This window comes from Halobacillus sp. HZG1, assembly GCF_035818575.1.
In the GTDB taxonomy this organism is placed as follows: Bacteria; Bacillota; Bacilli; order Bacillales; family Halobacillaceae; genus Halobacillus; species Halobacillus litoralis.
Genome location: NZ_JAYLVQ010000084.1, coordinates 26,794 through 52,979 on the forward strand (window position 1 = coordinate 26,794; position 26,186 = coordinate 52,979).

A 26,186-nucleotide genomic window follows, 5' to 3' on the forward strand; every position below is an offset into this window, starting at 1 on the left:
AGGAAATGTGAGGATGCAGTGATGAGAATTGAACAATATATAGAAAATAAAAAGCGTAAACAAGACGGCCCCGTATGTGCCTATGTTTATGATTTAGGTCAGTTACGGAAGCATGTGGAAACATTGAAAAACAGTCTTCCGGCTTTTTGCCGGCTTTTTTATGCAGTAAAAGCGAATCCGGATCCGCGTATTCTCGGAACTCTCGCTACGATGGTCGACGGATTTGAAGTCGCTTCAGGAGGCGAGCTGCAGAAGGTGCCCCATCAAAAACCTATGCTCTTCGGCGCTCCCGCAAAAAAACAGGAGGAGATAGAGGAAGCGATTGATGCAGGAGTGGAAGCCATTAACGTTGAAAGTTTCCATGATTTGAACCGTATCGAATGGTTATCCAACCAAAAAGGTGTCATCACTCCGATACTGATTCGTGTCAATTTGAGTCGTGATGTTCCGGAAAGTCATCATATGATGTCCGGCGTCCCGACTCAATTTGGTGTGGATGAACGTGAGGTGCCGCTGATCATTCAAAAAGCGCTGGAGATGAATCATGTGAGTATTGACGGGTTCCATTTCCATGCCATGTCCAACAATCTGAAAGCTCAGGCCCATGTGCAATTTGTTGCTATGTGCTTGGAAAAAGCGAAGAGTTGGAGGACACGTTTTGGGTTGAGCATCCGTACGGTCGATATTGGTGGAGGCATCGGCATCAATTATTGGAACCCGGAAGAACCTTTTGATTGGGACACGTTCGCCACAGGACTTCATAAATTGGAACCCCGAATGGACGGGCTTGCATTAGTGCTGGAACTAGGAAGGTTCATGACGTCGGCGGCTGGTTCGTACGTAACCGAAGTCATCGATGTAAAAGCTAACCATGATCAGCATTTTGCCCTCATTCGTGGGGGATCGCATCATCTCCGGCTGCCTGCTGCCTGGAAAATGAATCACCCCTTCCGCATTCATCCGGTTAAAGAATGGGAGGCTCCTTATGAAAGGCCGGGGGTGAAAGAGGCAGAAGTGACGATTGCCGGAGAGCTATGTACGCCTAATGATGTTCTAGTGAGAAGTGAACATGTGGAGGAACTAAGAGCAGGTGATGTTGTGATTTTTGATTATGCTGGTGCGTATGCGTGGACGATTTCGCATCATGAATTTTTAAGTCATCCCAAACCGGAATTTATCTATTTGGATGAAAAGAAATAGCCGTCACATTTCGTGGCGGTTTTTTGATTTTCAAAAAAAGAATGGGAAAGCTTTTGCCGCAATCGGCTCTATGGAATGCTTATGGAAAGTTAATTCTATCAGGAAATGGTAAGATATAAATAGAATCTAGTCGAAGGGAGGGGGAGAAGGATGAATAAGAAGAGTCATAGAAACACAGGACGCTCGTTGGGAGCCTTTCTTCTCCCTCTCTTTCTGCTCGGACTCGTATTTTTCACGATGAAAAGTCAGCTTGGAGATGGAATCATGAGCAGCTGGACGACGGAAGAGGAAAAGGAGCCGGATCTGCCACAGCAGGTGCTGCAGTATGAAGATGAAATGGCAACGTATGCGGAGCAGGAAGGCATCAGGGAATACAAGGATATCCTGCTGGCTTTGATGACGCAGGAGTCTGGTGGACGGGGGGACGACCCGATGCAGGCATCTGAATCTCATTGCGGGGAAGTAGGCTGTATTGAAGATCCTGAAACGTCCATCGAGCAGGGAGTGGCCTATTTCGCGAAAACATTGGAACGCGCTGACGGAGATGTGAAACTTGCTCTGCAGTCGTACAATTTTGGTGCAGGGTTCATTGATTTTGTAAAAAAGAATGGTGGCGAATATACGCAGGAACTGGCCATTGAATTTTCATCTAAGAAATACGAGGAATTAAAACATACAGGCAAATACAGCTGCATCCGAGAGGAAGCGGAACAATACGACGCCTGTTATGGAGATATTTATTACGTAGATGCTGTGCTTGACCACTATGAAGAAGATGGCGACCTGCTTGCGACCTCTTCCTGATTCCGTAAAAAAACGCCTCGAACCTTTGATAGGTTCGAGGCGCTTTTTTATTCGATATGATTCAGTTCTTCATTCAATTTCCTGGATTCGGACCTGAAATATAGATAGAATCCGATCCAGATTAAGAGATAGATGATCAAGAACGCAAGGATGGAGATCATAGCTGTGGTCATTTGAAATGAAATCCATCCGATGCCGAAGCTGATGATGAAATAAAGCAGAGAGACCGTGAAGAAATGTAAGAGCGTTTGCTGCCACAGTTTGAGCGTTGTGATTTCAAAATATAAAGGCGTGACGGAGAAGAACCAGCCGCAGAACATGCTCCCGAGCGAGTTTCGAATGAACCCTTCTGCAGCGAGTGTTTCCACATCCCCGAACCAAATGACAGCATAAGTCATCATAATCGCAAGAAATGCCCCGAAGAAGATGCCGATCATGCTTCTAAATAAAAACGTTCTCATTTTTCTTTCCTCCTGTTCATTTTTAAGATGTTTTTGATTTCTTTTACATAATGCCTCGATGCAAATTCTTTGTTGCCTGACTGAAAATGAACGACCAGCGTTCCGTGAAAGGAAGGCTCAAAATGACTGATTTTGTATAGGTTGGCAATGGTTGATTTCGATAGGCGGATAAACTGGTCGGATGGTAGAGATTCGTGCAGCTCATAAAGCTTTTCTCTTATTCTGTACTTTCCTTTTGTGTGAGAGGCGTAGACGGTTTCTTTTTCTGTGTAGAAATACTCCACGTCCCGCGGTTTAAGAAGGTGCTGCCGGTCTTCTTTATAACCAATTACTAAATCATGTTTTTCTTCCTCCAAAACATCGAGTATTTTTCTAACGGATGGATCCACTTTTTTACACTCTACGGTCACTTTTGTTTCTTCGTACGTGTCATTGATATCTACGATTAATTTCATTAACCCTTTAACCTCCCGTCTGTCTTTCTATTGATAGTATAGATGTGCATGTGATTTCTGTCATGAAAAGAAAGGTATGTGGCAGAAGGGGGAAGGTGAGTGGTGTGATCGGCGGAGTCACCTGTGATGGAAAATTGTACAAGTATAGATGAATTCCGTAGAATGGTCTTAAGATGAGTTTAAGTATAAAAGGGAGTTTTGCGCCGTGAAAAAAGTAATTCTAGCTGGAGGAACTGGTTTTATAGGAGAGTATTTTCAAAAAAGATTCGAGGATCTCGGCTATGAAGTCCATGTCATCTCGAGAGGCAATGGGAACATTCAATGGCAGGATCAAAAAGGGATTGTAGAGGCACTTGAAGGGGCAGACCTGCTTATAAACCTTGCCGGAAAATCCGTCAATTGCCGATATAACACAAATAATAAAAATGAAATTATGATTTCCAGAGTGGTGACGACGAATATCCTTGGGGAAGCTGTCCAGAAATGTTCTGTTCCCCCGGAAGTTTGGCTGAACTCAAGTACGGCCACCATTTATCGGCATGCGGATGACAAACCGATGACGGAGGAAGATGGAGAGATCGGAACCGGCTTTTCGGTGAATGTGGCTACGAATTGGGAAGACAATTTCTTCGCCTTACCCACACCCGGAACGAGAAAAGTAGCCCTTCGAACAGCCATTGTCTTAGGAAAGCATGGAGGAGTGATGACCCCATACGAAAATTTAGTGAAGTTCGGACTTGGCGGGCCCCAAGGTTCCGGAAAGCAAATGTTTAGCTGGATTCATGTGGAAGACCTGCATCGGGTGTGTTTGTTTATAGAAGATAACAAACAGTTAGAGGGTGTATTCAATTGCGCCGCACCAAACCCTGTCTCCAATGAAGAACTCATGCGTCTGCTCCGGGAAAGGTCGAACCGGTCTTTCGGTTTACCAGCACCTAAATGGATGCTTGAGATAGGTTCAGCCCTTATACGGACGGAATCGGAGCTCGTATTGAAGAGCAGATGGGTGATACCTGCGAGATTAGAGGAATCAGGTTTCACGTTCCAATATCCAACTCTTGAATCTACATTGGAAGAAATCTTAAGGAAATAAACGATCAAAAGTCCTGGGAGAATATTTTAAATATGTTACAATAAAGTTACATAAAATGGAAGTGTAGCTGTGAATATATGTGTCGAAAGAAGTCAGTGGTTGCTCTTGTAATGAGCAGCCTTCTTTTTTTGATTGGCTTCTTTTATTGAATTAAGTTTAATGGAAAATGTTGCAAGAAATGTTTGTTAGGTGTAAAATTACACAAAAGGAGTAGTTGGGAGGGGAAAGAAATGGCCGCCTTAACGAAGGAAGAGAAACAGAGGGTATTCAGAGAGCAATTGAATCATCTGAAGGAAAATGGGTACATAACAGATCAAGAATACAAGAAACTGCTGCAGGCGCAGGGCGCTTATCTGGCAGACTATGAATCTATAGATAGAAAGCAGTCGTTCATTAAACAAGAGGATCAACTAGATGCAGCTCCAGCCCAGAAGAAAAAGCCGAAACCAGCACCGGAACCCAAACCTGTCAAAAAGAAAAAAGAACGCTCATCGGAACAAATCCGCGAACGGAACATCACCTGGACGTTGATCTTAGGTGTTTCCATCCTGCTTATTACAGGTTTGATCGTTGCGACGAGTCAGTGGGATCAGCTGGGAGCGGCTACAAAGGTCGTTTCAATCTCCTGCGTATCGCTGTTTTTCTTCGCATTAAGCTATGGAACCGGCCGTTTCTTGAAGATTAAACAGACGGCTTTCGCATTTTTAACACTTGGAAGTCTGCTCATTCCCATCGTGATTGTAGCTATCGGTTATTTTGAGCTTTTCGGTACCTATTTATCCTTGAATGGCGAAGGAAGGTACTTGCTCGGTTTAATGGGGACGGCGATTCCGCTCCCTTTATACGTGAGGCATGCGTTTGTCCATCATTCGCGTTTTTATGTATGGATTTCGCTCTTGTTTCTATCGCTTTCGGTAGGTTTTATGCTTGGAGCACTCCCGTTATCGCTGGATGCTTTTTATCTTGGGTTGATGTTGTATAATGCCGGTTTGCTTGTCACCTATATTCAATTGAAAAATAGAAATCACCTCCAGTTATTCCTCAGGGAGGTGCCGATTTTCGCCCAATTGAATCTCGTGATCTCAACCTTGTTGATGCTGTTTTTCTATGAAAACGAAGTGTTTTACAGTTTCAACCTGTTATTAACCGCCAGTGTCTATATGGCGATGGTTTTTGTTTATAAAACGAAAGAATATCAGTTTGTCTTTTCTGTGATGCTCGTGTATGCCGTCTACCAGCTTGTCGAGAATACGCCGTTGTATGCCATCGACTCCCTTGTATATGCGGGTGTCGGACTGCTCTACCTTGGGTTCGCGTACGCATTTAAAAATCACAGATTCATTGAAAGGGTATTCCGTTTCATAAGTGGAATCGTGTCACTTTTGGCTTTCATCTATATTACTTATGAAAGCATCTTGATCAAGGAGCAGACCAGCTCATGGCTCCTGCTTCTCGCCTATGTGGTCATCATGATCAACTATCTTGTCTTATCGAATGTTACGAACCATGTGATTTTTACGTATTTAGCTGCTGTATTCTTTTTTGTATCTGCAGCTCAGCTGTGGGATTTGAGTCAGACGGGACCTTTGTTCTTTTTCCTATTTACAGCCGCTTCTCTCCTGTTTTTATATGTGGGAATCTGGACGAAAATCAAGTGGCTGCACGCGGTGAAGGATAGCAGTTTTTATACGTCTTTATTCGTCCTGACGGGGTGTTTATACTTCGCCCTCTATGAGCTGCAGTACGGCTATAGTGCGGTCATGCTGCTCATTTTCAGTCTGCTTGCTTATTTTGTGAAAAAGAGCTCCCCGCATGCTGATATGACTCGTACGGCTGTCTGGGTGCTTCCATCTGGATTGGTGGCTGCTTCCGCCATTTTTTATCAAAAGTTACTCGAATGGGTGCCTGCCTACAGTGAAGGATATTCCATTTCATTCCATATCGCATTGACAGGTATCCTTTTACTTGGCCTTCATTATGTTTGGAAAAAGACAGAGGAAAACGATTTTGCTTGGTCGACGTTTTATGTCGCTGAGGGAACCTACGTGGCGGCCATGCTGCTCCTGCTTGCAGATGACGGAGTGGACCCGAATCTTGTCCGGCCCCTCTTGTTACTTGCAGGCATCGGAATGATGTACCTGCTTGTCCGCTATTCAAAAAAGACATACTATTGGAGTTTCGTATCGGTCACGTTACTCGCCTTTTACACATCATTGATTGACCCACTGCGTATCGATTCATTTTCCAACGTCCTGGTGTTTATGGTTTTCGCACCAGTGATCTTGATTGCCGTTGGTGAATGGGGAGAAAAGAAAACAAAAGGGATGCGCCCACATTTCTATATGCTGGGACAGATCGTTCAGCCGTTCATTGTCCTTCTCATTTTACTGGATCAGCTGGGACCAGAGAATGTTCACCCGATTCTGTTAATGATCCCTTTAGCGGTGTATATCTTCAGCGCTTTGAAAGCAGGAAGAGAATCAGGAATTAAAACGATGTTGTACGCTGCACTGACGACTGGGTATTTTCTCGTTGTCACCCTTCCGAAGGAACTCGGATGGGATGAGATTCCTTATGAGTATGCGTTTTTGACCAGCAGTGTCTTGTATGCAGTCCTCTGGTTTTTCGTATCTCCTGAGTGGAAAAAACGTATAGAATGGTACATCATTCCCTTTTCCATTTTAGGTCTGTTCGTCGTGATTACCGACGTTTCTCTAGAGGTGGAGGGAGAATGGCTGCTGGTGATTGGCTACACCATTTTCATCCTCTTCTTCCTGCATCAGAGGTCTTGGTCGATCGTTCGCTTTGTTCCATTGCTCTTGACCTTCGGATTATGGGAAAAGCTGCGGGTGTTTTGGACCGATATGGACGTGATCCTTCTCCTGGCTTTAGGTACACTGGTTCTTCTTGCAGCAGGGATGCTTCTGCAAAAAAGACTGTTCGGACCTGGGCTCCGCGCTGATGCCTATACGTGGACAGCACTTTTGTATATCGGTTATTTGAATTTATATACTTTGTGGGATGAGAGTGTCTGGATAAGAATTCTCCCTCTAGGACTTCTTAGCTTATGGTTCTACCTTGGCGGAAGGAAATGTTCCGAAAAATTCCTTCAGAATGTCTTTTATACAGGTGCCACAGTCAGTATCTATGGGGGATACTTGATGATCATTGCCGCCTACAATGAATTCATCCCTGATTTATTCATGGCAGAGATTCAGACCCTCCCGGTGTTGATGGTTCTTGTGTTTGTCAGAAAAAAACTATGGTCTGAGTCTCCAGAGGTGATGTCCTATGTTCAGTTGGCTGCCTTGCTTTTAATCTCAGGCTACCTTGTGCTTGATGCCATACAGAGTCACACGATCTGGGATGCCTGGATCATCGGAGGCTTGTCACTTGTTTCAATGATTGCCGGCATGCAGCTCCGGATCAAATCGTACTTCCTTGTCGGGATGGGTGTCCTCATTTTCAATATTATTTACCAGACACGTCCGTATTGGGGGAATCTTCCTTGGTGGGTCTATCTATTGATTGCAGGACTCGTTCTGATCGGAATCGCGAGCTATAATGAATGGCAGAAACAACGCTCAGAATCAGAGAAGACTGTAGAACAGAAGTGGAAGAAACTTTGGAAAGCATTTAAGAAATGGCAGTAGTGAAGGAGTCGTCACATGAATTTTATTTTACGCACAATAAAAAACATGGCCCTTGATATCCTCTCCATGCTCAAAGGATTCACCTACGGATTTATCATGGTTGGATTAATGATTGGGCTTTTGGGTGGAGCCATCTATGGAGTGTTGTACTTGAGAAATCTTTTTCTGTAAGGGGGAGTTATACGCTGATCAACGCTGCTATTCGTTTGTAATGTTCGAATAGAGCCTCCTTATTTTTCTATCACCTTCCTGGGCGCTTTGCATAAAATGTGAAGAGTCAAAGGAGGGTGATGTCATGAACAATACAGGTAACCCGCAGATGCAGGGAAGTGGAAACCAGTCTAAAAACATCCATGACTTTTGCAGGCAAAACCTTTATCAAATGGTTCAGATCGAAATGGCGGATGGGCAGACACATACAGGGCTGCTACACAGCTATGATCATAATCAAATGAATTTGATTATGCCAACAGGCCAGCAAGTACAGCAAGGACAACAAGGACAAAACCGAGATGTAAACCAGGAGGACAGCCGGCTTTTCTTCCCATTCTTTGGACCGTTCGGGCTGTTCGGCTTTCCGTTTTGGGGGATCCGCAGATGGTGGCCGTATTATTATCCATACTCATACTGGTGGTAACAGCAGAAAAGTCACTGAAAAGTTTCAGTGGCTTTTTTGTTCTGTCTGGCGGATTTTATGATACGATGAGTAAAAGGAATCATTTACCATAGGAGAGTGGGAATGGGATGAAAGAAAACCTGACGTTTGCCTGGATTGCTTCATGGTTTGCCCTTGTAGGGCAGCTCGCCTTTTTTGTTGTGGTCGCTTTAATTACAGGGGATTGGCGTTACGTGATGTGGAGTTTACTGGTCAGTTTGAGTGTCGGGGTTCCCCATATGATTCGGACGTGGAAGTCGCAGCAAAAGGCCCATGCGAGAAAAATATATGAGTAGGGAGAAGGTTCGGTTTGATTGAAAAAATCGATACGATGTGTCTGACCGTAAAAGATGCTGAGAGAGCGGGTTCATGGTATGAGGAAAAGCTGGGATTTACCATTTCTTTTAAAGGGGAAGGATACCGCGTGCTTTCCATCGGCAATCATCCGGTACCCTTGACGATTGAAGAAGCAAACGTGGAGTCACCAAGTCGGAGCTATCCGATTTTTTACTCGAGGAATATTGATGAGACTTATGAACAATTAAAAGAGAAAAAGGTAGACGTTGGCGACAAGCACACAGACGCAGATAATTATTATTTCGATTTTTACGATTTGGATGGCAATCGTCTCCAGGTTTGTTGCTATTCATAGACTTATAAGTTTTTCTTCTAATGAAATGTGAATTTACAGGATGATTCAAGGCTGAAAGGGGGAGTGAAAAATGAAAAGATCGGTGACAAATTCATCGCTGCATGGGGTCTGTGCAGGGATTGCTTATCATTTGGGGCTTTTTCCTATGGCCGTTCGTCTTTTGTTTGTCCTTACATTTCCGGTTTCTCTTTTCCTTTACATCCTTCTTGCCAATACACTGCCGAGCGATCATCCGTCTCTGTAATAACAGGTTCGCCTTCACACGATCCATCTTTGCCTCAGCATACGAGATCAGCTCCGAGGGAAGGAGGATAAAGAATCATGAAAATCTTTTTTCTATTAGCATCCATCACTATTCCGGTTGCTCTATTGATGAATCAGGCGGCGACAGGTATGGTTGCGTCCCTTTTATTCCTACTTACAGGTGCTTACTTCAGTAAACCACGCTTCCGAAAGTACACGGATGAATCCTAGTCAGGACTATAGGTAACAGGAAGCCGAAAAAGAAAACCGCTGAAAGTAACCCCCATGTTTTTTGAAGGAGAATGATAGATGGAAGATAATCAAAGAGAGTCTAAACATACCAACTGGTATCTTTATGCGGTGCTTTTTTACTGGCTTTTGTATACGGTGAAAACGTTCTTCATAGAAGAGCGATGGTTCGATCTTGTTTTTTATGGACTAACGATGTTAGGAATTGCAGCATTTGCGTTTATAGAATACAAGAAACGGAAGCTGGCCGTTTCTTTAGTAGCCATTGCCTTGTTTTTTGCGTATCTGTTTGAATTTATTCCTGTTCCTGTTCCATGAGTATGTTGGAGAGCGTGTTGAGCTAAAGTCATCACAATCCCCAACATCCACGTTTTAGGAAATCATCGACTCCTCTTAGAATAAAGATTTCTGCACGACTTATTGTTCAATAATCATTCCCTTTTCTATCCCCCAATGAGTCTTCTTCTCTAAAGACCCTTGTTTGTTGATGCGTCCTTTGACAATAATGGAATCTCCTCTTTTAATGTTTAAATCCAACGATTGCCCCTCGATGTTCTGAGTTTTGACGACAACGATGTAAGGCAGCATTTCTTTGCTGTCCGCCTCAATATTCATCCAATTTTCTCCATTGTAGGAGTCTCCTCCATAAAGGACGAGAAAATCAGGGAACGTTTGGACAAGCGTGCCTTTCCATGTCACCTCTTTTTGATACATGAATCTTGTAAACGTGTCAGACTTCAACGAATCATCCAGCTTATAAAATTGGTCCAACGTCTCTTTGAGTCCATTGAATTCCTCATCGCGAAATTGTCGGACAAAAGACTGTTGTGCTGCAGAGTTATAGTAGCCTCTATAGAGTCCATCAAGGGGCTTTCTCGCTTCTAAAACCTCACGGAAGCTGTCTTTTTGTGACATCTGTCCGAGGAACATGAGGACAATGTTCTCATGAGTAAGGGCGATTGGGTGATCTTTGAGGTGTTTTGTGCCTTCAGCCGTTTCATATTCAATAATGTCGATATCTCCTATGGAATAGCCGTTCACGAATTGCTCGTGTTCCTGGACACTTTCAGATAATGGTTCCTTCTCACCGTCCAGAAGGTTTGATTCATTGAGCCATTGGTAGACGTTATCTGCAGTGTAAGTTTTATTTTTTTCTTTGGTCTCTTCATTGTTTGAGGATTCATTCATGCAGCCGGTGAGAACGGTTAGAAGCATGAGAATCGTGAGTGCTGCTTTTTTCACATTCGACCTCCTTGTGTTTCATCTTCATTCATTGTAAACCAATGAATCTATGCGTGTAAGGGAGAGAATATGTTTTAATAGAAGAACAACGAATCATTAGAGACTCCCATATATAAAGAAAAGATTCCGAAAACTATAGCATGGGAAATTTGGCGGAGGAAATCATTCAGGTTATGTAGGGAAAGGGGAGGCAGTCATGGTGGTTACATTTGAAAAACTGACAGAGCCAACGATACAAATCGCATCAGCCTATCATCGATGGGAAAATGATACCGAACTTATTCCGATGGTCCGTCCAAATCCGGATCAGCAGGCACTGGAGAAAAGATATGAAGTAACAAAGGAAAGTTTGAAACAGCGCTTGAAAAACCATGAAATTTTCCTTATCTATATGGATGGTGAACTTGTTGGAGAAATGAATTACATGGTCAATCCTAGTCATTTACATAGGAAAGGTAAAGATACAGCCTGGATTGGAATCACCATCGGGGAGGCAGCCGGTCGGGGAAAAGGAATTGGATATGAGGCCATCCGTTATTTGGAGGATCGTATCAAAGCGGAAGGGTTAGGCAGGGTAGAGCTCGGGGTATTCGAATTCAATAAAAAGGCACAGAAGCTGTACAGAAACCTTGGGTATAAAGAGATTGCAAGAATCCCGGATTTTACATATTGGAACGGAAGCAAATGGGCGGACATCCGCATGGAGAAGTTTTTGTGATGGTAAACAAGCGCGGAACTTCATGGTGAAAAATAAAACCGAATGTGGATGGGCAGAAAGTCGAAAAACTTTTATAATAGAAGTAAGTATTTAATCTATAGGTAGAAAAGGAGGCCCGATATGCGCCACGATATACAACCGAACGAACGCGCTTTCTCTACGAAGGAAGTAGCTGAAGAAGTCGGGATCGCCACAACGACGGTCAGACGGTATGGGCAGCTACTTGAACAGAACGGGTACGAATTTTTCAAAGACGGCGACCGGAGGATTTTTGTGAGGTCAGATGTCGAGGCTCTTAAAACAATCCGCGATTCTGAATTGCCGAAAGAAGATAAAATCAAAGAAATTGTAGAAGAACAGCGGGAGCTTCTCGCAGGCTATGAGTCTCGCGAACTCGCGCTTTCCGATACATACGACGGGACAGGCCTTGAGGATTCCGATCAGATGAAAGAAATGTTTCGTTTCCTTGCCAGTGAGCTTGCCGCCTCAAGAGAAATGAACGTTCAGTTGAAAAATGATATGGCTGAATTGAAAACGACCGTTTCCCGCTTGAAACAGGACCACCATGTCATCAGCTCCGGAGTCGGGAATTTTTCACAGAAGACGCATACGAAAATGGACAAGATGATGCAGCAGCAGAAAGAGCAGTATGAAGAATTGCTGCGTGAAGAGCAGGAGAAGTCGGAGTATCTTCAAAAAGAAATACGTGAGATGCGTGAAGAACAGAAAAAAGAGTGGCGCTCCCAAAGTGAGTTCAATGAACGGTTGGAACATTCCGTCAAACATTCACGCGGGACACTTGGTAAGATTATGTCCATATTTAAAAAATAGCAGCGAGAGACGCTTGAATCGGTGAAGGTTCAAGTGTTTTTTGTATAAAACTCCAGGAAGGGTGAGTGGATGAAGAGGTTAGCCTTCGTCATGGTACTGGTGCTGTTTGGTGCGATGCCCGTGGATGCTGTTTTCGTCAAAGAGGAAAAGGCGGTTGAGCGGTCGAAAAACGTTGACGTCACACAGGTTCCATCTACCCTCGTTCTTTATGATACGGAGATGAAGCGAAGGATACAGATTGAATCTGTGGATGGAATCATGAGAATCACTGAAGGGATAAACAAAGCCGCTCCTGTAAAAGGAAGATGGACAAAATCAGAAAAACTGGGAACCTTGGATTTTGGAGATGAAGAGATGATCCACATCTATTATGGAGACGAGCGGGAGAACGTCTATTTGATTTCAGAAGAAGAAACGGTATTCATGTCCAGATTACACTTCTTCGATCTCTTTTATCGGTCTGTGAACAGTCTACCTCTTCCGCCAGGAGAAGGCGGGGATGTCCAACCCCTCCCCCCGGGCCAGTCCGTTCAACCGGATGATTTTCTTCCCTTATAAACGAACGTATGTTTTCGGTCCAATGGTGTAGATGATGTTCGTACCATCCTCGGATTCAAAACGATGCCTTTTCCCATAACCTAGAAGTAAGGAGGTTATCAAAATGAGTATCGTGATTTTTAGTGGAACACCGAGGAAGAATGGGCAGACAAAAATTGTCGCTCAGATTTTACAGCATAAATTGGGGGGCACGTTGGTCGACTTAAGTATGCTTGATCTTCCATTATTCAATGGGGAAGAGTCTCAGGGAAATAACCCTTCTGTCCAGTGGCTGCGAAGGGTTGTCTCAGAAGCGGACCGTTTTATTTGGGTGTCACCGGAATATCATAATGGTATGAGCGGTGCGTTAAAAAATGCACTGGAGTATTTGAGTGGGGGGCATTTTAAAGGGAAACCGACACTGCTGTTTGCTGTTTCAGGAGGCGGGAAAGGCGGCATCAATGCATTGAATCAAATGCGTACCGTCGGCCGTGGACTTTACGCAACTGTAGCTCCAGAGCAGTTGATTTTTGATCCGGAACACTTTGAAGGAAACCGATTGAAGTCGGAAATGGAAGAAAAACTTGATCTATTGCTGGCGGAATCGATAGGGCAACGCTTTATGGACGTGAAAAGCAGTTGAATGGGGCTTATTTGAGCACTCGACATAGCAACTTAAGAATATGGGCTGGATTTTATGTAATTCAACAAACTTAATAGAGGTTTAGACACGACTAAGCAGAAGGGGGTGCCTAAATGAGTGGATATGAACGGGTGGAAGAATTGAACATTATGAAAGTGATCGCTGAAACGCTGAACCGGTGTAATGACATGACGGTGATGCTTCAGACGGTGCTGGAAAAGTTGCTCGAACTGACAAAGCTTGATACGGGCTGGGTTTTCCTCATCGATAGTCCGGAAGAATATGTACTCGCTGCTCATCATGGACTTCCTCCAGCTTTAGCTTGGGGGGAGTACGAGCCGATGTGCAGCGGAGGTTGTCACTGTTTAAGCCGTTACCGCAATGGAACGCTGACGCATCCAGTCAACATCATCGAATGCAAACGGCTGAACAAAGCGATCGAGAATGCCTGGGGAGATACGAATGGGATTACCCACCACGCTACGATTCCTCTAGGGGATGGAGAAGAATCTTTCGGTTTGTTGAACGTGGCTTCCCCTCGGAAAGAAAAGTTTTCGCAGGAAGAATTGACCATGCTTCAATCCCTCGGCTTTCAGATCGGGACAGCAATCCGCAGGACGCGCTTGTATCAAGAGGAGCAGAGACGTGCCGAGAGTTTTGAAAAATTGAATCAGTTTGCCGGGTTTTTATGGTCTGCGGATGATTTTTATGATTTGCAAGATATATTGGAGAAGGAAGGAAAAAAGATATTTGGTTGGTCTTCTGTCGATTGTTACATAAAAAATCAAATGGGCAAAAATCCGGCTTCTGGGTTATTAGAAGAAGTCAGGGTCGACGATTCCCTTGCTGTCATTCCAATCGCAAGAGAGAAGGTTGTGCAGGGGGGCGTTTGGATTACACCACCGGAAGGTACCTCGTTTCAGCCTGGGGATGGGGAATTTCTGAGGGCCCTGGCACGCCATTTGACCCTCGTTTATGAGAGCATCGCTCTTAAAGAAAAACGGCAGGAACTGCTGCTTCATGAAGAGCGGAAAAGGCTCGCGCGCGATTTGCACGACTCTGTAAATCAGAAACTTTTTTCCTTATCGTTGACGGCAAAAGGTGCGAAGGAAATGGTATCAAAGTATGATTCCTCTCTAGGGGAATTGATGGATGACATGCTGTCCATGTCCCAGCAGTCCTTAAAAGAGATGCGTTCATTGATTTGGCAGCTCCGCCCGGTAGGACTGGAAGAGGGACTGCTTTCTGCCATGAAAAAATATGGAGAGCATCTTGGTCTCTGTGTCCAGTTTGATATGGAACGTCTCCCCGACTGGTCACGTCAGGCAGAAGAAACGCTGTGGCGAATCGGACAGGAAGCGATGAACAATGTTGGGAAACACGCAAATACGAGAGAGGTGACCGTCCGACTTTTTGATACAAAAGAAGGAGCGGGCATGACTGTGACGGACCATGGGGATGGTTTTCTGGTAGAAGCGGGCGAAAATAGGCATACGCTCGGATTAATTAGCATGAAAGAACGGGCGGAATTATTAGCTGGAGAACTTTCTGTGAGAAGCGAACCGGGGGCGGGAACGACGGTCGAGGTCTTTTTACCGCACAGAAAGGAGAGGAGGGGTGAGCATGAAGATTAGAGTGATGCTGGTCGATGATCATCTTGTAGTTTTAAGAGGGTTGAAGTTTTTTCTGAATACACAGGAGGATATCGAGGTCATCGGAGAAGTGGAAAACGGGGAAAAAGCACTGCACGCGTATGAAAAATGGAACCCTGATGTCGTGCTGATGGATTTGATGATGCCGGTGTTGGATGGTGTGGAAGCGACGAAAAAGTTGCGTGAAGCTCATCCGGAGGTGAAAGTGGTCGTTCTGACAAGTTATTCTGATCAGGATCATGTCATTCCTGCGCTCCAGGCCGGGGCTGTCGGATACCAACTGAAAGATGTCGATCCTGATGAACTTGTAAAAACAATCAGAGCCGCCTCCAAAGGGGAGAAACTGCTCCATCCGAAAGCGACGAACCTCCTTTTGGAGCAAATGAGTAATGGGGCGAATAAGAAGGAACCTGGTGTCCATTTCAAGCTCACGACCAGGGAGAAAGATGTGTTATATCAAATCACGCTTGGGAAAAGCAACAAAGAAATTGCGAGCGATTTGTACATCACAGAAAAAACGGTTAAGACGCATGTGAGTAATCTATTAAGCAAGCTGCAGGTCCATGATCGTACACAGGCGGCGATTTATGCTATGAAAGAAAACCTATTTGCTGACCGTTCAATAGAAAATTAGTTTGATTAGAAGTCTCCTCCCTCAGGGCAGAGGCTTTTTTTCATATTCTTAAATTATCTGAGACTTCGAATTCAGGCGCAGGAGGAAAGGAGGTTGTTTCTTTATTTTTTTGGAAGTATTTATGAAACCGTTTGGATTCACAGTCGTATAGGATAGTGGAAGAAATGACTTCTTCCTACACGATAAGCTTATGAGGAGAGATGGAGATGCAGGCGTTGATGGAAGCTCCCAAACAACAATTATCGAAGGACAGTATGAAAGTATGGATCATTAGTGAAACCATAGGGAATCTGATTGGGTTCGTGATCCTTGGAGCTCTGTTCGTCGCTGACCATTATTTGTCCTGGTATGACTGGGTTGTATGGATCCTTATCGCTCTCACTGTCCTGTCCGTTGTGTCAACCATCTGGTCGTTCTTTAGAGTATCATTGTTATATAAAAATTGGCGGTATGACGTGAACGAAGAATATTTACAATTGAAATCGGGCGCTCTTCATGAACAGCATCACATCATTCCGATGACTAAAATACAGTCGGTTTCAACTCATCAGGGGCCGTTACTCAAAAAGTACAATCTTTACTCTCTCAAAGTAAACACGGTAGGATCTGATCATGAAATCCCTGCCCTTCCTAAACAGAAAGCCTTTGAATTAAGGGATCGAGTCGCGGTTTATGCCAAAGTGGAAGAGGTGGAAAGATGAACAGAAAGCGAAATCATCCAATGATGATGGTTTATGAGTTAGGAAAATTAATTAAAAACAGCCTGTTTTTGTTCATCTTTTTCTTTGTGGTAAAAGCAGGTTCTGAAACGTGGTTTTTTGTATACGGGCGTTATGGTGTCGTTGTTTTATTCATGTTAACGGTGCTTTACCTTCCTTTCAAATGGTATTCTCGTACCTATCAATTAGATGACAAAGCTGTACATATGGCAAGCCGGTTGTTTACAACCACGCAGAAGACGGTTCCTTATTCTAAAATTCAAAATGTACAAAAGGAATCGAAATGGTTTCACCGGGTTTTCGGTATGACTTCCCTAACGCTTGAAACGAGCATGCAGGGAGGAGAGAGTTCGATCCGCTTCCCTGTTTTAAAAAAGGAAGAGGCAGCGAAAATCGAGCAGAGGGTGCAAGGGAAGATGCCTTCAGAATTAAAACAGCAAAAAGAAACATCAGAAGAGGTTGAAGTTCCTATACTGAAAGAGCGGAAGAAGGGGGCTGAGAGTGAGTGCAATCCAATAGATTCCCATAAAAGGATTCATTTCACTCCTAAGAAAAGGGAACTTCTTAAGGCTTCGTTTGCCTCTCTCAGTTTTTTGGCCCTCACCCCAGTGATTGGTTCATTCTTGTCCAAATTAGATGATTTCCATTTTGAGAAGCAGGTGGATGGTTTTCTTTCTTTTCTATTTGAATCGACGACGGTACTTGTCACGACTATTCTCCTGTTCGTGATCCTTTCTGCTGTATTTGGTATAGGAAGTACGATTTTAAAATACGGGAAATATGAAATTGCTTCTGACAAGGACACGATTAATATTACGAAGGGAATGGTTGAAGAGAAATATGTATCGATTTCCAAAGGCAAAGTACAGGCGGTTCTCGTTGAGCAATCATTGATGAAACGAATCCTTGGCCTTGCTATGGTGAAGTTCGTGACTGCGGGAGGAAGGGGAGAGGAAACGGAAGTGACCGCGCTTTACCCATACCTTCCTGTAAGTCGGGCGTCCTCCTTAATTGAGGAACTGCTCCCTGATTATCGTATATCCTCACGCATGAACCGCCTGCCAAAGCAGGCGGTTTGGATAAGAATGCTGAAACCGAGCTGGCTATGGTTGGTTTCGACAGTCATTATTTTTTTCGTCAAACCAGAACCATTTGGGATATCTCAAGCCTGGTGGATCTTTTCCATCGTACTGCTTATCCTGATTATGATTTCTCGTGTTTTGAGTTATTACCATTCCAGCTACGCAATCCATGGCCAATACATTCAGTTTCGTTCAGGTGGATTTACGACAAGCCTCTATTTATCTAAAAGAAGCAGAATTATTGAAATGGAAGCTTCGCAAACGTTTATACAAAAAAAGGTGGGCCTTGCATCGTTAAATATCGTCAATCAGGCGAACCCTGTCCGGTTTACTTCAATGGAGGATGTGCCGGCACAGTTTGCAGGCGAAGCCTATCAATGGTACACAGGAAGGAAAGAAGAAGTTCATCTTGTAACGGAAGGGGAGGAAAACCATGAACAAATGGGCCTGGGTGTCCTTGGGGATGGTTATCATTAATTTAATTATGTTTCTCTTGGTGCGGGGACCGGACGTCAATCTGCCCATGGTGGTGATTGTTGGAAGCTCTCTTTCCCTCGTAGGTATTGCCTGTGCAATTCTCTCTAAGAAAGTTATCGCAGGTACAGCTGGGTCCGTATTGAACGGCGGGGTGCTGATCGTAATGTTCTTTCTACTTCTTTCGATGGGAATCAGCAGCTCTTAAAGAAAGGAGTGGACACTATTCGTCAGGTGATTCATATGACGAACCTTGTTTTATTCGTGCTCTTGTTAGCTTGGGGATTTCTTCTTTATTTTGGACTTCACTTCGTGGAACAGGAAGATCCGTATATAGGTGAAAATATGGCGATCTTCTTGGTCTATGTCATCTGGGGCGCCGGTTATTTCATGCAGTTGAAACAACCGACGGTGAAGCGTGCGGTAGTGGTACTGCTTATATCTTTAGGAATGCAGGTGCTGCTTTTCTACAGTCTTTATTATGTGGTTACATTTTTTGAATGGATCTTTGAATAATTAAATATGGAGGGAATAGGTATGAAAAAATTGTATCGCTCCACAGATGACAGCCAACTGTCTGGAGTTCTTGGTGGTCTGAGTGAAACGTTTAACATTGATGCAAGCATTTTGAGGATTATCGTGGTCATATCCGGATTTTTCACAGGTGGTTTGACGTGGCTGATTTATATTGTGGCTGCCATAGTCATGCCGACGGATCGGGAGGTAAGGAAATAGCAGGCGGGGGCGCTCATTTCAGAGTGTTTCCAATAGGCAGATTCTCATCCTTGTTAATAGAGGTGCTAAATGACGAAGTTAAACAAACAAACCCAGTATATTCGTTCCATTGATCTAAAACGTGAAAAGATACAATCCTATAAGGATTTCCCGCTCAATCTACCCGTCATTCGTAATTTTGAAAAATTGCAGTTACATCCCCATGTTACCTATATTATCGGTGAAAACGGGATGGGGAAATCGACATTGCTGGAAGGAATGGCGATTGCGCTCGGTTTTAATCCGGAGGGCGGGACGCTCAAATTCAATTTTTCAAACTATGACTCTCACTCCAACCTGGATGAATACCTTCGTCTCGCCAAAGGGGTGCATCGTCCAAAGGATTCCTTCTTTTTCCGAGCGGAGAGTTTTTATAATGTCGCCACGAACATTGAAGAGCTGGACAGAGAAATAGGCGGAAGGAAAATCATCGATTCGTTCGGAGGCAAATCTCTGCATGAGCAGTCTCATGGCGAATCTTTTTTTGCAGCGTTCACTGAGCGTTTTCAAGGCGGAGGGTTATACATACTGGATGAGCCCGAAGCTGCCCTGTCTCCTTTACGTCAATTGTCGATGCTGCGAAGGATTCATGATCTTGTTCTTGAAGGCTCCCAGTTTATTATCTCCACCCATTCTCCTTTGTTGATGGCCTATCCTGAGGCAAAAATCATGGAGTTAACCGAGACTGGAATGGGCGAGACCTCACTTGAAGAGACCAACCACCACACGATAATGAAGCAGTTTTTTGACGACAGAGAACGGTTGCTGCATCATTTATTTCAATGAAAGGGGAATGATTGATGGATTTAGCTTTGCTGTTTGGCGTTCTATTGACTTTGCTTCCGCTCGTGACGATAAAAAAAGTGAAAGAAGAAACATTCATGCAGCGAGTAATCCATATCGGGTGTCTTCTTGTAGGGATCCTGCTTCTCGTCGGATTTTCCGTTCAGTTTATGGCATACATGGATAATTTTTAAGAAAGAAGAAGGGGGTGAATGTGGTGAAAATACTTATCTCAAGCTTTATGCTTCTATCACTCTTTGCATCGATAACCTTTTTGGTACATAAGCGAAGGAAGACAGGCGTGAAGGGGTGGAAAACAGCTTTGACATCCATCTGCTTTTACGCCATTGCTTTAATAAACCTTGCTGCCTACTGGTGGGATGGGCTGGGTATCCTCAGTTGGATGATTACGCTCTCCCTTCTTATGTTAGGTGCATATTTTACGAGATATATGGCTCTCCCTTCAGAACCGGCTTCATGATTATAATCAAGCTTATTTATTGAGTTTGACAAGGAGGAAAAAATGGAGGTTTACTCATTTAAAAAAGAAACCGGTAAAAAGATTACAAAGTTCCAATCGGATTTCATCATGAGACGCATAACCAGGACGCAAAAAGACGCGCATATCGGCTGCATGCATTTAGATGAACATGGAGTGATCGGTTACCACCAGGCTGTCGTTCCACAGCTTTTGCTGGTGGTTGAAGGAGAAGGGGTAGTCAGAGGCGAAGCGGAAAAGTTTACGCCTGTGAAAACTGGGGACGCCGTTTATTGGGGGAAAAACGAATGGCATGAAACGAAAACAGACACAGGAATGATCGCCATTGTCATTGAAAGTGAAGAGTTGGACGTTTCTGCTTTAAAACCGTTCTAAAACATGAAGTGGACCATAACATCTGGACCTACATAGGGGTGATCTTATTCAAAGGTTTTTTAAGTCCTGGATTGGCTGGTTGGTAGGTGTTCTTGCAGGGATCTTCCTTATAAGCTTATGGGAGGGCAGAGAGATTGATTGGAGGCTTTTTATCGGTCTCGGTGCCGGCGGTCTCATTGGCACGTCAATAGGGTTGGGGATGAAAAGAGCGCTGAAAAAAGAGGAAAACTAATCCTGTACTTGAATATACATAGGAGGTCTTTATTTTGAAAAAGTTGATGGCAGGGCGGTTTTGTGTAGTGTCCCACTTCCATACTTCATCAGCTTCTTTGAAATGATAGAAGGGATCACTGAAGTCTTTATAAAACGCGCAAGAAGGGAGCGGTCATCATCGAACACGTCATCCAGGTCGCCAACTTATCCAAGTCTTATGGAGCTACACAAGCGGTTAAGAATCTTTCTTTTTCGGTAAGAAAAGGAGAAATCTTCGGAATTATTGGACCGAATGGAGCGGGTAAGACGACGACACTTGAAATTTTAGAGGGCATTCAGAAACCTACTTCAGGAGAAGTGGAGGTGTTGGGTCTGAACCCGGAGAAGCAGCTGCGTGAACTCAATCGAAGGATCGGGGTACAATTTCAGGCGACCTCCATCCAGAAGAAAATGAAGGTGAAAGAGGCGCTGGATTTGTTTGCAAGTTTTTACAAAGGAAGCACCCAAAAGGATACATTGATTGAGATGCTGGACCTTGGAGAAAAGCTTAATGTCCACTTCGAAGATCTCTCTGGTGGCTGGAAGCAGCGGGTCACCCTTGCACTGGCAACTCTCCACCAGCCTGAACTGTTGTTCCTGGATGAACCGAGCATGGGGCTTGATCCTCATGCAAGGCGTGAAATGTGGGGGATGATTCGTACCTTGCGGGATAACGGGAGCACGGTTGTTGTAACCACGCATTACATGGAGGAAGCGGAAAAACTGTGTGACCGTGTCGCCATGATTTACAGCGGGGAGCTCAAAGCCTTGAACAACCCTGATGCTCTTCTTGACGATGTGGCGACCCATTACATCGGTTTTGAAAGTGAACGGATGTCCTATGAATACCTGTTGACATTAGGTGAAGTGGTTCGGGTGGAGAATGAGGGCAACGACTTCAAAGTGTTCAGTGAGGACCTCCAACAAACGGCCTATCAAATTTTCACTTATTGTCACGAGGAAAACATAGCATTGAAGAATTTTAAGTTTGATCGAGGATCTCTAGATGATCTGTTCGTGCAATACTTAGAAAAGGAGAAAACAGGATGAATACGGTAGTGAAGTTAGCAAACTTGGAAACTAAAATGTTCTTCCGTGATCGTCTCAGTGTTTTCTGGACGTTCCTCTTTCCTGTTGTGATGATCTGGTTGTTCGGCTCGATGTTCAGTGGTGACATGGCCGGCCCATTTACATTCGCTGAAGTTTTCATCCCGTCCTGGATCGGTGTCAATATCGTCACGACCTCGTTTTTCACTTTAGGAACGGTTCTCGCCGGCTATAGTGCGCAGGTATCAGTCGACCCCCCTCCAACCTTGGAAAATTCTCGCTGCCCATACGATCCAGGGAACAGTGATCTTTCTCATATCTGCCCTCCTGCTTATGGTTTTCGGGATGGTCATGTACGACCTTCAGCCCCCGGTGTATATCGGAAGTACACTTCTTGCTTTATTGATCAGCATCCTTGCTTTTTTCCCGTTCGCTTTATTTGTTACGTCACTGGCAAAAAATACGCAGTCGGCAGCGGCCATCAGCTCGCTTTTTTTAAACCTGATGCTTTTTCTCTCTGGGGCTACGTTTCCTTTGGAGATGATGCCGACGATTCTTCAGTACGTAGCGAAGATTTTACCGTTGTACTATGTCATTCAATTGCTCCGCGGCACCTGGAATGAAGCTCCTATTTCAGATTATGGCCTGGAAGTAGGTATTTTGCTTGGAATTGCGGTTGCTTCCATTGTGCTTGCTTCTCGTTATTTTAAATGGAGTGAAAAATAGAAGATAGGAAAGCTTAGTGGTGATAAAGGAAGAGGGGTGAACGTGATTAAACTTGTTTTATTATTCGGCCCTCAGGCTGTCGGTAAAATGACAGTCGGGCAGGAATTAGAAAAAATAACGGGGTTGAAGCTTCTTCACAATCACATGACCATTGAACTGCTTCAGCCTTTTTTGGTTTCACTGATGAGATGTGGCGTTTGTCACAAATGTTCAGAGAAGAAATCTTTCGTACTTATGCAAAAAGTGATGAATATGGAATGATCTTTACGTTTATATGGGCATTTAATAAGCAGGAAGATTGGGCGTTTGTCGAAACGATCGTTGATATCTTCGAAAGGGAAGGTGGAGACGTTTATTTCGTAGAACTGGAGGCGGATTCCGATGAAAGAATCAGGAGAAACCGTACGCCCAACAGACTTGATCATAAACCTTCCAAAAGAGATGTGGAAGAATCGGAGAAAAGGATGATTGCTTCGATGGACCACTTACGGATGAATACCGAAGATGGTGAAATAACAGAGGAGAACTACATCAAGATCGCGAATACAGAACTTGAACCGAGGGTTGTAGCAAAGAAAATCCAAGAAACTTTTGATCTGTAGAAAAATGAAGGATGGGTTTGTGAAGAAGATGGTTTCGTTTTTGTTTGGTCACCCTTATAGGAATCGAAGCTTTTGACTTTATATTATTGGGTGGCTGTTTCTATGTACATAATCGCTGTTGCTTTTTTGTTAACCACAGCTCTTTTGATAGGGGACGTAGGATTTTGGATGAGTTTCGTTATGAATCTGATTGGATTTCCGATCATATTTCGAAATGTTTATGGGCTGGTTACCCGTGTGAATCCAATGATATTTGAATTCATGAAAAAAGCAGCAGCTGTGTGACAGCTGCTGCTTTTATTAATCTTCGACGACGAGGTTTTTTTCAAAGCGGTTGACGTCTTTATCGGCTCCGATGACAATCAGAATGTCGCTTGCATTCACTTGTTCGGTGGCCATCGGGGAAACGATGACATCTTTTCCTCGTTTGATAGCTACGATGTTACACCCGTACTGGGCGCGGATATCCAAATCAATCAGCGTCTTTCCACTCATTTTTCTTCCTGCTTTCACCTCAACGACACTGTGATCATCGGATAGCTCAATATAATCAAGGATATTATCGGAGATGATGTGATGAGCGATACGTTTTCCCATATCTCGTTCCGGGTGCACGACTTGATCGGCCCCGATTTTGTTCAATATTTTCTCGTGGTAATCGTTTTGTGCTTTGACGGTGATCATGCGTATGCCCATCTCTTTTAAGATCAAGGTTGTCAGCATGCTTGCCTGGATGTTATCTCCGATAGCTACGATGACGTGATCAATATTTCTGAATCCTAACTCTTTGAGTACGAGCTCATCGGTAGAATCAGCCATGACAGCATGAGAGACGATGTCCCGGTACTCATTGACCTTGTTTTCATCAAGGTCCAAAGCCAGGACTTCCATGCCTTCTCGGCTGAGTTCTCTGCAAATGCTCCCGCCAAAACGGCCGAGTCCTACAACAGCAAATGTTTTCTTCATTGTTGGTTTCCTCCTGTTAGCCGATAATCATCGGTTCTTTCGGGTAATGATATTTGTCTTTGATGCCTTTCCCTCGAATGATGAACAAGAAGGAGAAGATGCCGATCCTTCCTATAAACATGAGGGTGATGATAATGATTTTTCCGGATGTATGGAAGTCAGGAGTGATTCCCATCGACAGCCCGGTAGTACCAAATGCGGAACACGCTTCAAATAAGATCTGCATCAAAGAAAACTGCGGTTCGAAATAATTCAATAGTATAACGGCAATGCCTGTAATGGCAATCGCTGTATTAATGACGATGAACGAACGGAAGATATCATCCGGATCGATTTCACGTCTGAATACACGGACATGGCTTTTTCCACGGGCATAAGCGATGACTGTTAATACACTAATGGCGAAGGTCGTTGTCCGAATTCCTCCTCCTACACTACTTGGGGAAGCACCAATGAACATGAGAATGCAGATGACCAGCAAGGTCGGTGCACTGAATTCTGCTACATCCATGGTTGCGAGTCCTCCGTTCCTTGTGGTCACGGATTGGAAGAGGGAATAAAAGAGGGCTTCGTGCCAGGATTTGTCTGCAAAGAAATGGTTTCGGTCTAATAGGTAGATCAGAACCGTACCAACGACCACGAGCACTCCGAATGTGGCGGATGTCAATTTTGCAAACAGGGAAAAGTGGATGACGTCCTTCTGCTTATGGGTCAGGTAGTCTTTGATCTCAATGAGTACAGGGAAACCGATGGCTCCAAGTGTCAATAAAAGCATATTGATGAATTGAACAAAATAATCATTTTCAAACATTACAAGCGACACACCCGTAATGTCAAAGCCTGCATTCGTCGTCGCACTGACAGATGCAAACATGCCTTGAACGATCGCTTCTCCTGTTGTTGGAAAGTATTGGGTGAAGTAAGTGCTTAAAATGATCGCACCGACGGTTTCAATCAGCAGAACAATCAATAAAATCTGTTTAATCAACTTGACCATTCCAGCAAATGTCGAGCGGTTCTGGTCGGTTTTAATAAGTTGTCTTCTCTTTAAGCCGATTTTCTTTCCAAGCATCAGCCAAATGAATGTTCCCAGTGTCATGACACCGATACCACCGAACTGCAGGATGAACATCAAAACAAAGTATCCCGCAGTGTTGAACGTATCCATCGTAGATACAACGGTCAATCCAGTTACACTCACGGCACTGACGGCAGTGAAAAGAGCGTCAATAAAGCTTAAACTTACGCCTTCCTTATGTAAAAACGGCAGGCTTACAAGAATGGTGGAAACAATGACGGCTGTAGCGTAGAACAATACAATTACCTGAAAAGGAGTTAGACGGTCAAAGTATTGATTGAATCTTGTTTTTAGGTTATTGAACATAAAGAAGCTCCTTCAGGTACAGATATCAAGGTATATATGGATTTTATATGTTCTCTATTATTTTTACAACTCCCTTTATCATTAGCGGTTGTGGGTGAAATTTACAGAAAATAAAGAAAGTGGGATAATGAATGGAGTAGGTCAAGAAGGCGGAAAGAAGGTGAAACATGAATAGGCTCTTACTATTGACCGTCTTGTGCATCCTATCCGGCTGTGCGATGGCTGAGGGAACAAATCCCTTCATAAAGGCGAATCCTGACTCAGAATATGAAATCACTTACAAAGAATTAGGAATTGGTCAAATCCATGATTTTCAATTCACCCTTCCAAGCGCAGATGAACGATGGGTGAGAGTTTGGATGGAAGGATATCGAAACGGTGAAAAAATAAACGAACCATTAGCCGAGCTTTCTTATGGGCAAAGTCCCGAGCAGAATGAAGAAGGACATTTGGGGATGGGAATCATTAGAGGCGGAGGAGATGAAGCGATGCTGCACGTGTATGCTCCAGGTGTTTCTTTAATACCAAGGGAGAGTCCGCTTCCGCTGAATGAAACGGGCATCAGTACGTGGGAGTATGCGGTTGATGAAGAAGGGCTCGAACTTGAATTAGGCGAAGAAGTCATATTGGGTGCTTATCGTCAGTCTACTTCCGGGTCGATACAAACGTTTGATTTACAGGATAACGAACAGGTCAAGCAGATGCTTCATGATGATACAGTGGTACTTTTACTGAAAATGAAAGTAGGAACATCTGAAGAGCAGATGAAAGAGTAATGGTC

36 protein-coding genes and 1 pseudogene are annotated in these 26,186 nt (G+C 44.0%); 31 read left to right on the plus strand and 6 right to left on the minus strand.

Annotated elements, in window-relative coordinates; genetic code table 11:
- The first annotated feature begins 21 nt into the window (after nt 1-21).
- Nucleotides 22-1,200 carry a type III PLP-dependent enzyme gene (locus tag VKA52_RS18090; protein ID WP_326316710.1) on the plus strand — a complete coding sequence of 393 codons (1,179 nt, stop codon included), beginning with the start codon at nt 22-24 and terminating at the stop codon, nt 1,198-1,200.
- A 150-nt stretch (nt 1,201-1,350) separates the two neighbouring features.
- On the plus strand, nt 1,351-2,004 hold the full coding sequence (locus VKA52_RS18095) for a lysozyme family protein (protein WP_326316711.1): 654 nt from the start codon (nt 1,351-1,353) through the stop codon (nt 2,002-2,004).
- Between the two features lie 47 nt (nt 2,005-2,051).
- On the opposite strand, the gene VKA52_RS18100 is transcribed toward VKA52_RS18095, so the two are convergent.
- Nucleotides 2,052-2,465, minus strand: coding sequence for a DUF3021 domain-containing protein (locus VKA52_RS18100; RefSeq protein ID WP_326316712.1), 414 nt, complete (start codon nt 2,463-2,465; stop codon nt 2,052-2,054).
- Nucleotides 2,462-2,920 carry a LytTR family DNA-binding domain-containing protein gene (locus VKA52_RS18105; protein WP_160912199.1) on the minus strand — a complete coding sequence of 153 codons (459 nt, stop codon included), beginning with the start codon at nt 2,918-2,920 and terminating at the stop codon, nt 2,462-2,464. The genes VKA52_RS18100 and VKA52_RS18105 overlap by 4 nt, the downstream gene beginning before the upstream one ends.
- Nucleotides 2,921-3,125: 205 nt before the next feature.
- On the opposite strand from VKA52_RS18105, the gene VKA52_RS18110 reads away from it, so the two are divergent.
- From VKA52_RS18110 to VKA52_RS18150, 9 genes are all read left to right on the plus strand, one after another.
- A complete protein-coding gene (locus VKA52_RS18110) occupies nt 3,126-4,013 on the plus strand; it encodes a TIGR01777 family oxidoreductase (protein ID WP_160912201.1) in 888 nt (295 codons plus the stop codon).
- A gap of 230 nt (nt 4,014-4,243) precedes the next feature.
- Nucleotides 4,244-7,666 carry a hypothetical protein gene (locus VKA52_RS18115; RefSeq protein ID WP_326316713.1) on the plus strand — a complete coding sequence of 1,141 codons (3,423 nt, stop codon included), beginning with the start codon at nt 4,244-4,246 and terminating at the stop codon, nt 7,664-7,666.
- Nucleotides 7,667-7,681: 15 nt separating this feature from the next.
- On the plus strand, nt 7,682-7,837 hold the full coding sequence (locus VKA52_RS18120) for a hypothetical protein (RefSeq protein WP_326316714.1): 156 nt from the start codon (nt 7,682-7,684) through the stop codon (nt 7,835-7,837).
- 124 nt (nt 7,838-7,961) lie between these two features.
- Entirely contained in the window at nt 7,962-8,303 is a 342-nt protein-coding gene (locus VKA52_RS18125) for a hypothetical protein (RefSeq protein ID WP_326316715.1), read from the plus strand.
- Between the two features lie 107 nt (nt 8,304-8,410).
- Nucleotides 8,411-8,617 (plus strand): hypothetical protein, encoded by a 207-nt coding sequence (locus VKA52_RS18130; protein ID WP_326316716.1) that lies wholly within the window; start codon nt 8,411-8,413, stop codon nt 8,615-8,617.
- Between the two features lie 14 nt (nt 8,618-8,631).
- Nucleotides 8,632-8,973 (plus strand): VOC family protein, encoded by a 342-nt coding sequence (locus VKA52_RS18135; RefSeq protein WP_326316717.1) that lies wholly within the window; start codon nt 8,632-8,634, stop codon nt 8,971-8,973.
- A 70-nt stretch (nt 8,974-9,043) separates the two neighbouring features.
- On the plus strand, nt 9,044-9,217 hold the full coding sequence (locus tag VKA52_RS18140; protein ID WP_326316718.1) for a PspC domain-containing protein: 174 nt from the start codon (nt 9,044-9,046) through the stop codon (nt 9,215-9,217).
- Nucleotides 9,218-9,294: 77 nt separating this feature from the next.
- Nucleotides 9,295-9,447, plus strand: a complete 153-nt coding sequence (locus VKA52_RS18145; RefSeq protein WP_326316719.1) for a hypothetical protein — start codon at nt 9,295-9,297, stop codon at nt 9,445-9,447.
- 78 nt (nt 9,448-9,525) lie between these two features.
- A complete protein-coding gene (locus VKA52_RS18150) occupies nt 9,526-9,783 on the plus strand; it encodes a hypothetical protein (RefSeq protein WP_326316720.1) in 258 nt (85 codons plus the stop codon).
- 99 nt (nt 9,784-9,882) lie between these two features.
- Here VKA52_RS18150 and VKA52_RS18155 read toward each other — a convergent pair whose 3' ends face one another.
- A complete protein-coding gene (locus VKA52_RS18155; protein WP_326316721.1) occupies nt 9,883-10,707 on the minus strand; it encodes a hypothetical protein in 825 nt (274 codons plus the stop codon).
- A 196-nt stretch (nt 10,708-10,903) separates the two neighbouring features.
- On the opposite strand from VKA52_RS18155, the gene VKA52_RS18160 reads away from it, so the two are divergent.
- The 16 genes from VKA52_RS18160 to VKA52_RS18235 all read left to right on the plus strand — a co-directional run bounded on the left by VKA52_RS18160 (nt 10,904) and on the right by VKA52_RS18235 (nt 21,730).
- Complete coding sequence (locus tag VKA52_RS18160) at nt 10,904-11,425, plus strand: GNAT family N-acetyltransferase (protein ID WP_326316722.1); 522 nt, start codon at nt 10,904-10,906, stop codon at nt 11,423-11,425.
- A 120-nt stretch (nt 11,426-11,545) separates the two neighbouring features.
- On the plus strand, nt 11,546-12,256 hold the full coding sequence (locus VKA52_RS18165; RefSeq protein WP_160912218.1) for a hypothetical protein: 711 nt from the start codon (nt 11,546-11,548) through the stop codon (nt 12,254-12,256).
- A 69-nt stretch (nt 12,257-12,325) separates the two neighbouring features.
- Nucleotides 12,326-12,814, plus strand: a complete 489-nt coding sequence (locus VKA52_RS18170; protein ID WP_326316723.1) for a hypothetical protein — start codon at nt 12,326-12,328, stop codon at nt 12,812-12,814.
- A 103-nt stretch (nt 12,815-12,917) separates the two neighbouring features.
- Nucleotides 12,918-13,436, plus strand: a complete 519-nt coding sequence (locus tag VKA52_RS18175; RefSeq protein WP_326316724.1) for an NADPH-dependent FMN reductase — start codon at nt 12,918-12,920, stop codon at nt 13,434-13,436.
- Between the two features lie 113 nt (nt 13,437-13,549).
- Nucleotides 13,550-15,070, plus strand: a complete 1,521-nt coding sequence (locus VKA52_RS18180; protein WP_326316725.1) for a GAF domain-containing sensor histidine kinase — start codon at nt 13,550-13,552, stop codon at nt 15,068-15,070.
- Nucleotides 15,060-15,722: a response regulator transcription factor gene (locus VKA52_RS18185; RefSeq protein ID WP_326316726.1), complete on the plus strand. Its 663-nt coding sequence runs from the start codon at nt 15,060-15,062 to the stop codon at nt 15,720-15,722. Before VKA52_RS18180 ends, VKA52_RS18185 begins: the two co-directional genes overlap by 11 nt.
- A gap of 206 nt (nt 15,723-15,928) precedes the next feature.
- Nucleotides 15,929-16,423: a PH domain-containing protein gene (locus tag VKA52_RS18190; RefSeq protein WP_326316727.1), complete on the plus strand. Its 495-nt coding sequence runs from the start codon at nt 15,929-15,931 to the stop codon at nt 16,421-16,423.
- A complete protein-coding gene (locus tag VKA52_RS18195; protein ID WP_326316728.1) occupies nt 16,420-18,000 on the plus strand; it encodes a PH domain-containing protein in 1,581 nt (526 codons plus the stop codon). Before VKA52_RS18190 ends, VKA52_RS18195 begins: the two co-directional genes overlap by 4 nt.
- Nucleotides 17,957-18,205 (plus strand): hypothetical protein, encoded by a 249-nt coding sequence (locus tag VKA52_RS18200; protein WP_160912232.1) that lies wholly within the window; start codon nt 17,957-17,959, stop codon nt 18,203-18,205. Before VKA52_RS18195 ends, VKA52_RS18200 begins: the two co-directional genes overlap by 44 nt.
- A 35-nt stretch (nt 18,206-18,240) precedes the next feature.
- A complete protein-coding gene (locus tag VKA52_RS18205; RefSeq protein WP_326316729.1) occupies nt 18,241-18,513 on the plus strand; it encodes a hypothetical protein in 273 nt (90 codons plus the stop codon).
- Nucleotides 18,514-18,534: 21 nt separating this feature from the next.
- Complete coding sequence (locus tag VKA52_RS18210) at nt 18,535-18,732, plus strand: PspC domain-containing protein (protein ID WP_326316730.1); 198 nt, start codon at nt 18,535-18,537, stop codon at nt 18,730-18,732.
- A 69-nt stretch (nt 18,733-18,801) separates the two neighbouring features.
- Nucleotides 18,802-19,557, plus strand: coding sequence for an AAA family ATPase (locus tag VKA52_RS18215; protein ID WP_326316731.1), 756 nt, complete (start codon nt 18,802-18,804; stop codon nt 19,555-19,557).
- Between the two features lie 14 nt (nt 19,558-19,571).
- Nucleotides 19,572-19,748 carry a hypothetical protein gene (locus VKA52_RS18220; protein ID WP_326316732.1) on the plus strand — a complete coding sequence of 59 codons (177 nt, stop codon included), beginning with the start codon at nt 19,572-19,574 and terminating at the stop codon, nt 19,746-19,748.
- A 23-nt stretch (nt 19,749-19,771) separates the two neighbouring features.
- Nucleotides 19,772-20,035 carry a hypothetical protein gene (locus tag VKA52_RS18225; RefSeq protein ID WP_326316733.1) on the plus strand — a complete coding sequence of 88 codons (264 nt, stop codon included), beginning with the start codon at nt 19,772-19,774 and terminating at the stop codon, nt 20,033-20,035.
- A gap of 42 nt (nt 20,036-20,077) precedes the next feature.
- Nucleotides 20,078-20,428 (plus strand): cupin domain-containing protein, encoded by a 351-nt coding sequence (locus tag VKA52_RS18230; RefSeq protein ID WP_326316734.1) that lies wholly within the window; start codon nt 20,078-20,080, stop codon nt 20,426-20,428.
- A gap of 402 nt (nt 20,429-20,830) precedes the next feature.
- On the plus strand, nt 20,831-21,730 hold the full coding sequence (locus VKA52_RS18235; RefSeq protein WP_326316855.1) for an ABC transporter ATP-binding protein: 900 nt from the start codon (nt 20,831-20,833) through the stop codon (nt 21,728-21,730).
- Here the strand turns inward: VKA52_RS18235 and VKA52_RS18240 are convergent.
- A complete protein-coding gene (locus VKA52_RS18240; protein ID WP_326316735.1) occupies nt 21,663-21,920 on the minus strand; it encodes a hypothetical protein in 258 nt (85 codons plus the stop codon). The two genes, VKA52_RS18235 and VKA52_RS18240, sit on opposite strands and share 68 nt — an antisense overlap.
- 41 nt (nt 21,921-21,961) lie before the next feature.
- On the opposite strand from VKA52_RS18240, the gene VKA52_RS18245 reads away from it, so the two are divergent.
- The 3 genes and pseudogenes from VKA52_RS18245 to VKA52_RS18255 all read left to right on the plus strand — a co-directional run bounded on the left by VKA52_RS18245 (nt 21,962) and on the right by VKA52_RS18255 (nt 23,340).
- Nucleotides 21,962-22,453: an ABC transporter permease gene (locus tag VKA52_RS18245; RefSeq protein ID WP_326316736.1), complete on the plus strand. Its 492-nt coding sequence runs from the start codon at nt 21,962-21,964 to the stop codon at nt 22,451-22,453.
- 45 nt (nt 22,454-22,498) lie between these two features.
- Nucleotides 22,499-23,055 (plus strand): annotated as a pseudogene (locus tag VKA52_RS18250) (AAA family ATPase).
- A 102-nt stretch (nt 23,056-23,157) separates the two neighbouring features.
- Nucleotides 23,158-23,340, plus strand: coding sequence for a hypothetical protein (locus tag VKA52_RS18255; RefSeq protein WP_326316737.1), 183 nt, complete (start codon nt 23,158-23,160; stop codon nt 23,338-23,340).
- Nucleotides 23,341-23,355: 15 nt separating this feature from the next.
- Here VKA52_RS18255 and VKA52_RS18260 read toward each other — a convergent pair whose 3' ends face one another.
- Together VKA52_RS18260 and VKA52_RS18265 are read right to left on the minus strand one after the other, a co-directional pair.
- A complete protein-coding gene (locus VKA52_RS18260) occupies nt 23,356-24,021 on the minus strand; it encodes a potassium channel family protein (protein WP_115821928.1) in 666 nt (221 codons plus the stop codon).
- Between the two features lie 16 nt (nt 24,022-24,037).
- The gene (locus VKA52_RS18265) at nt 24,038-25,405 is read right to left on the minus strand and encodes a TrkH family potassium uptake protein (protein WP_326316738.1); all 1,368 of its coding nucleotides are present in this window, start codon (nt 25,403-25,405) and stop codon (nt 24,038-24,040) included.
- Between the two features lie 167 nt (nt 25,406-25,572).
- Here VKA52_RS18265 and VKA52_RS18270 point away from each other — a divergent pair, with 167 nt between their 5' ends.
- On the plus strand, nt 25,573-26,181 hold the full coding sequence (locus VKA52_RS18270) for a hypothetical protein (protein WP_326316739.1): 609 nt from the start codon (nt 25,573-25,575) through the stop codon (nt 26,179-26,181).
- The last annotated feature ends 5 nt before the right edge of the window (nt 26,182-26,186 follow it).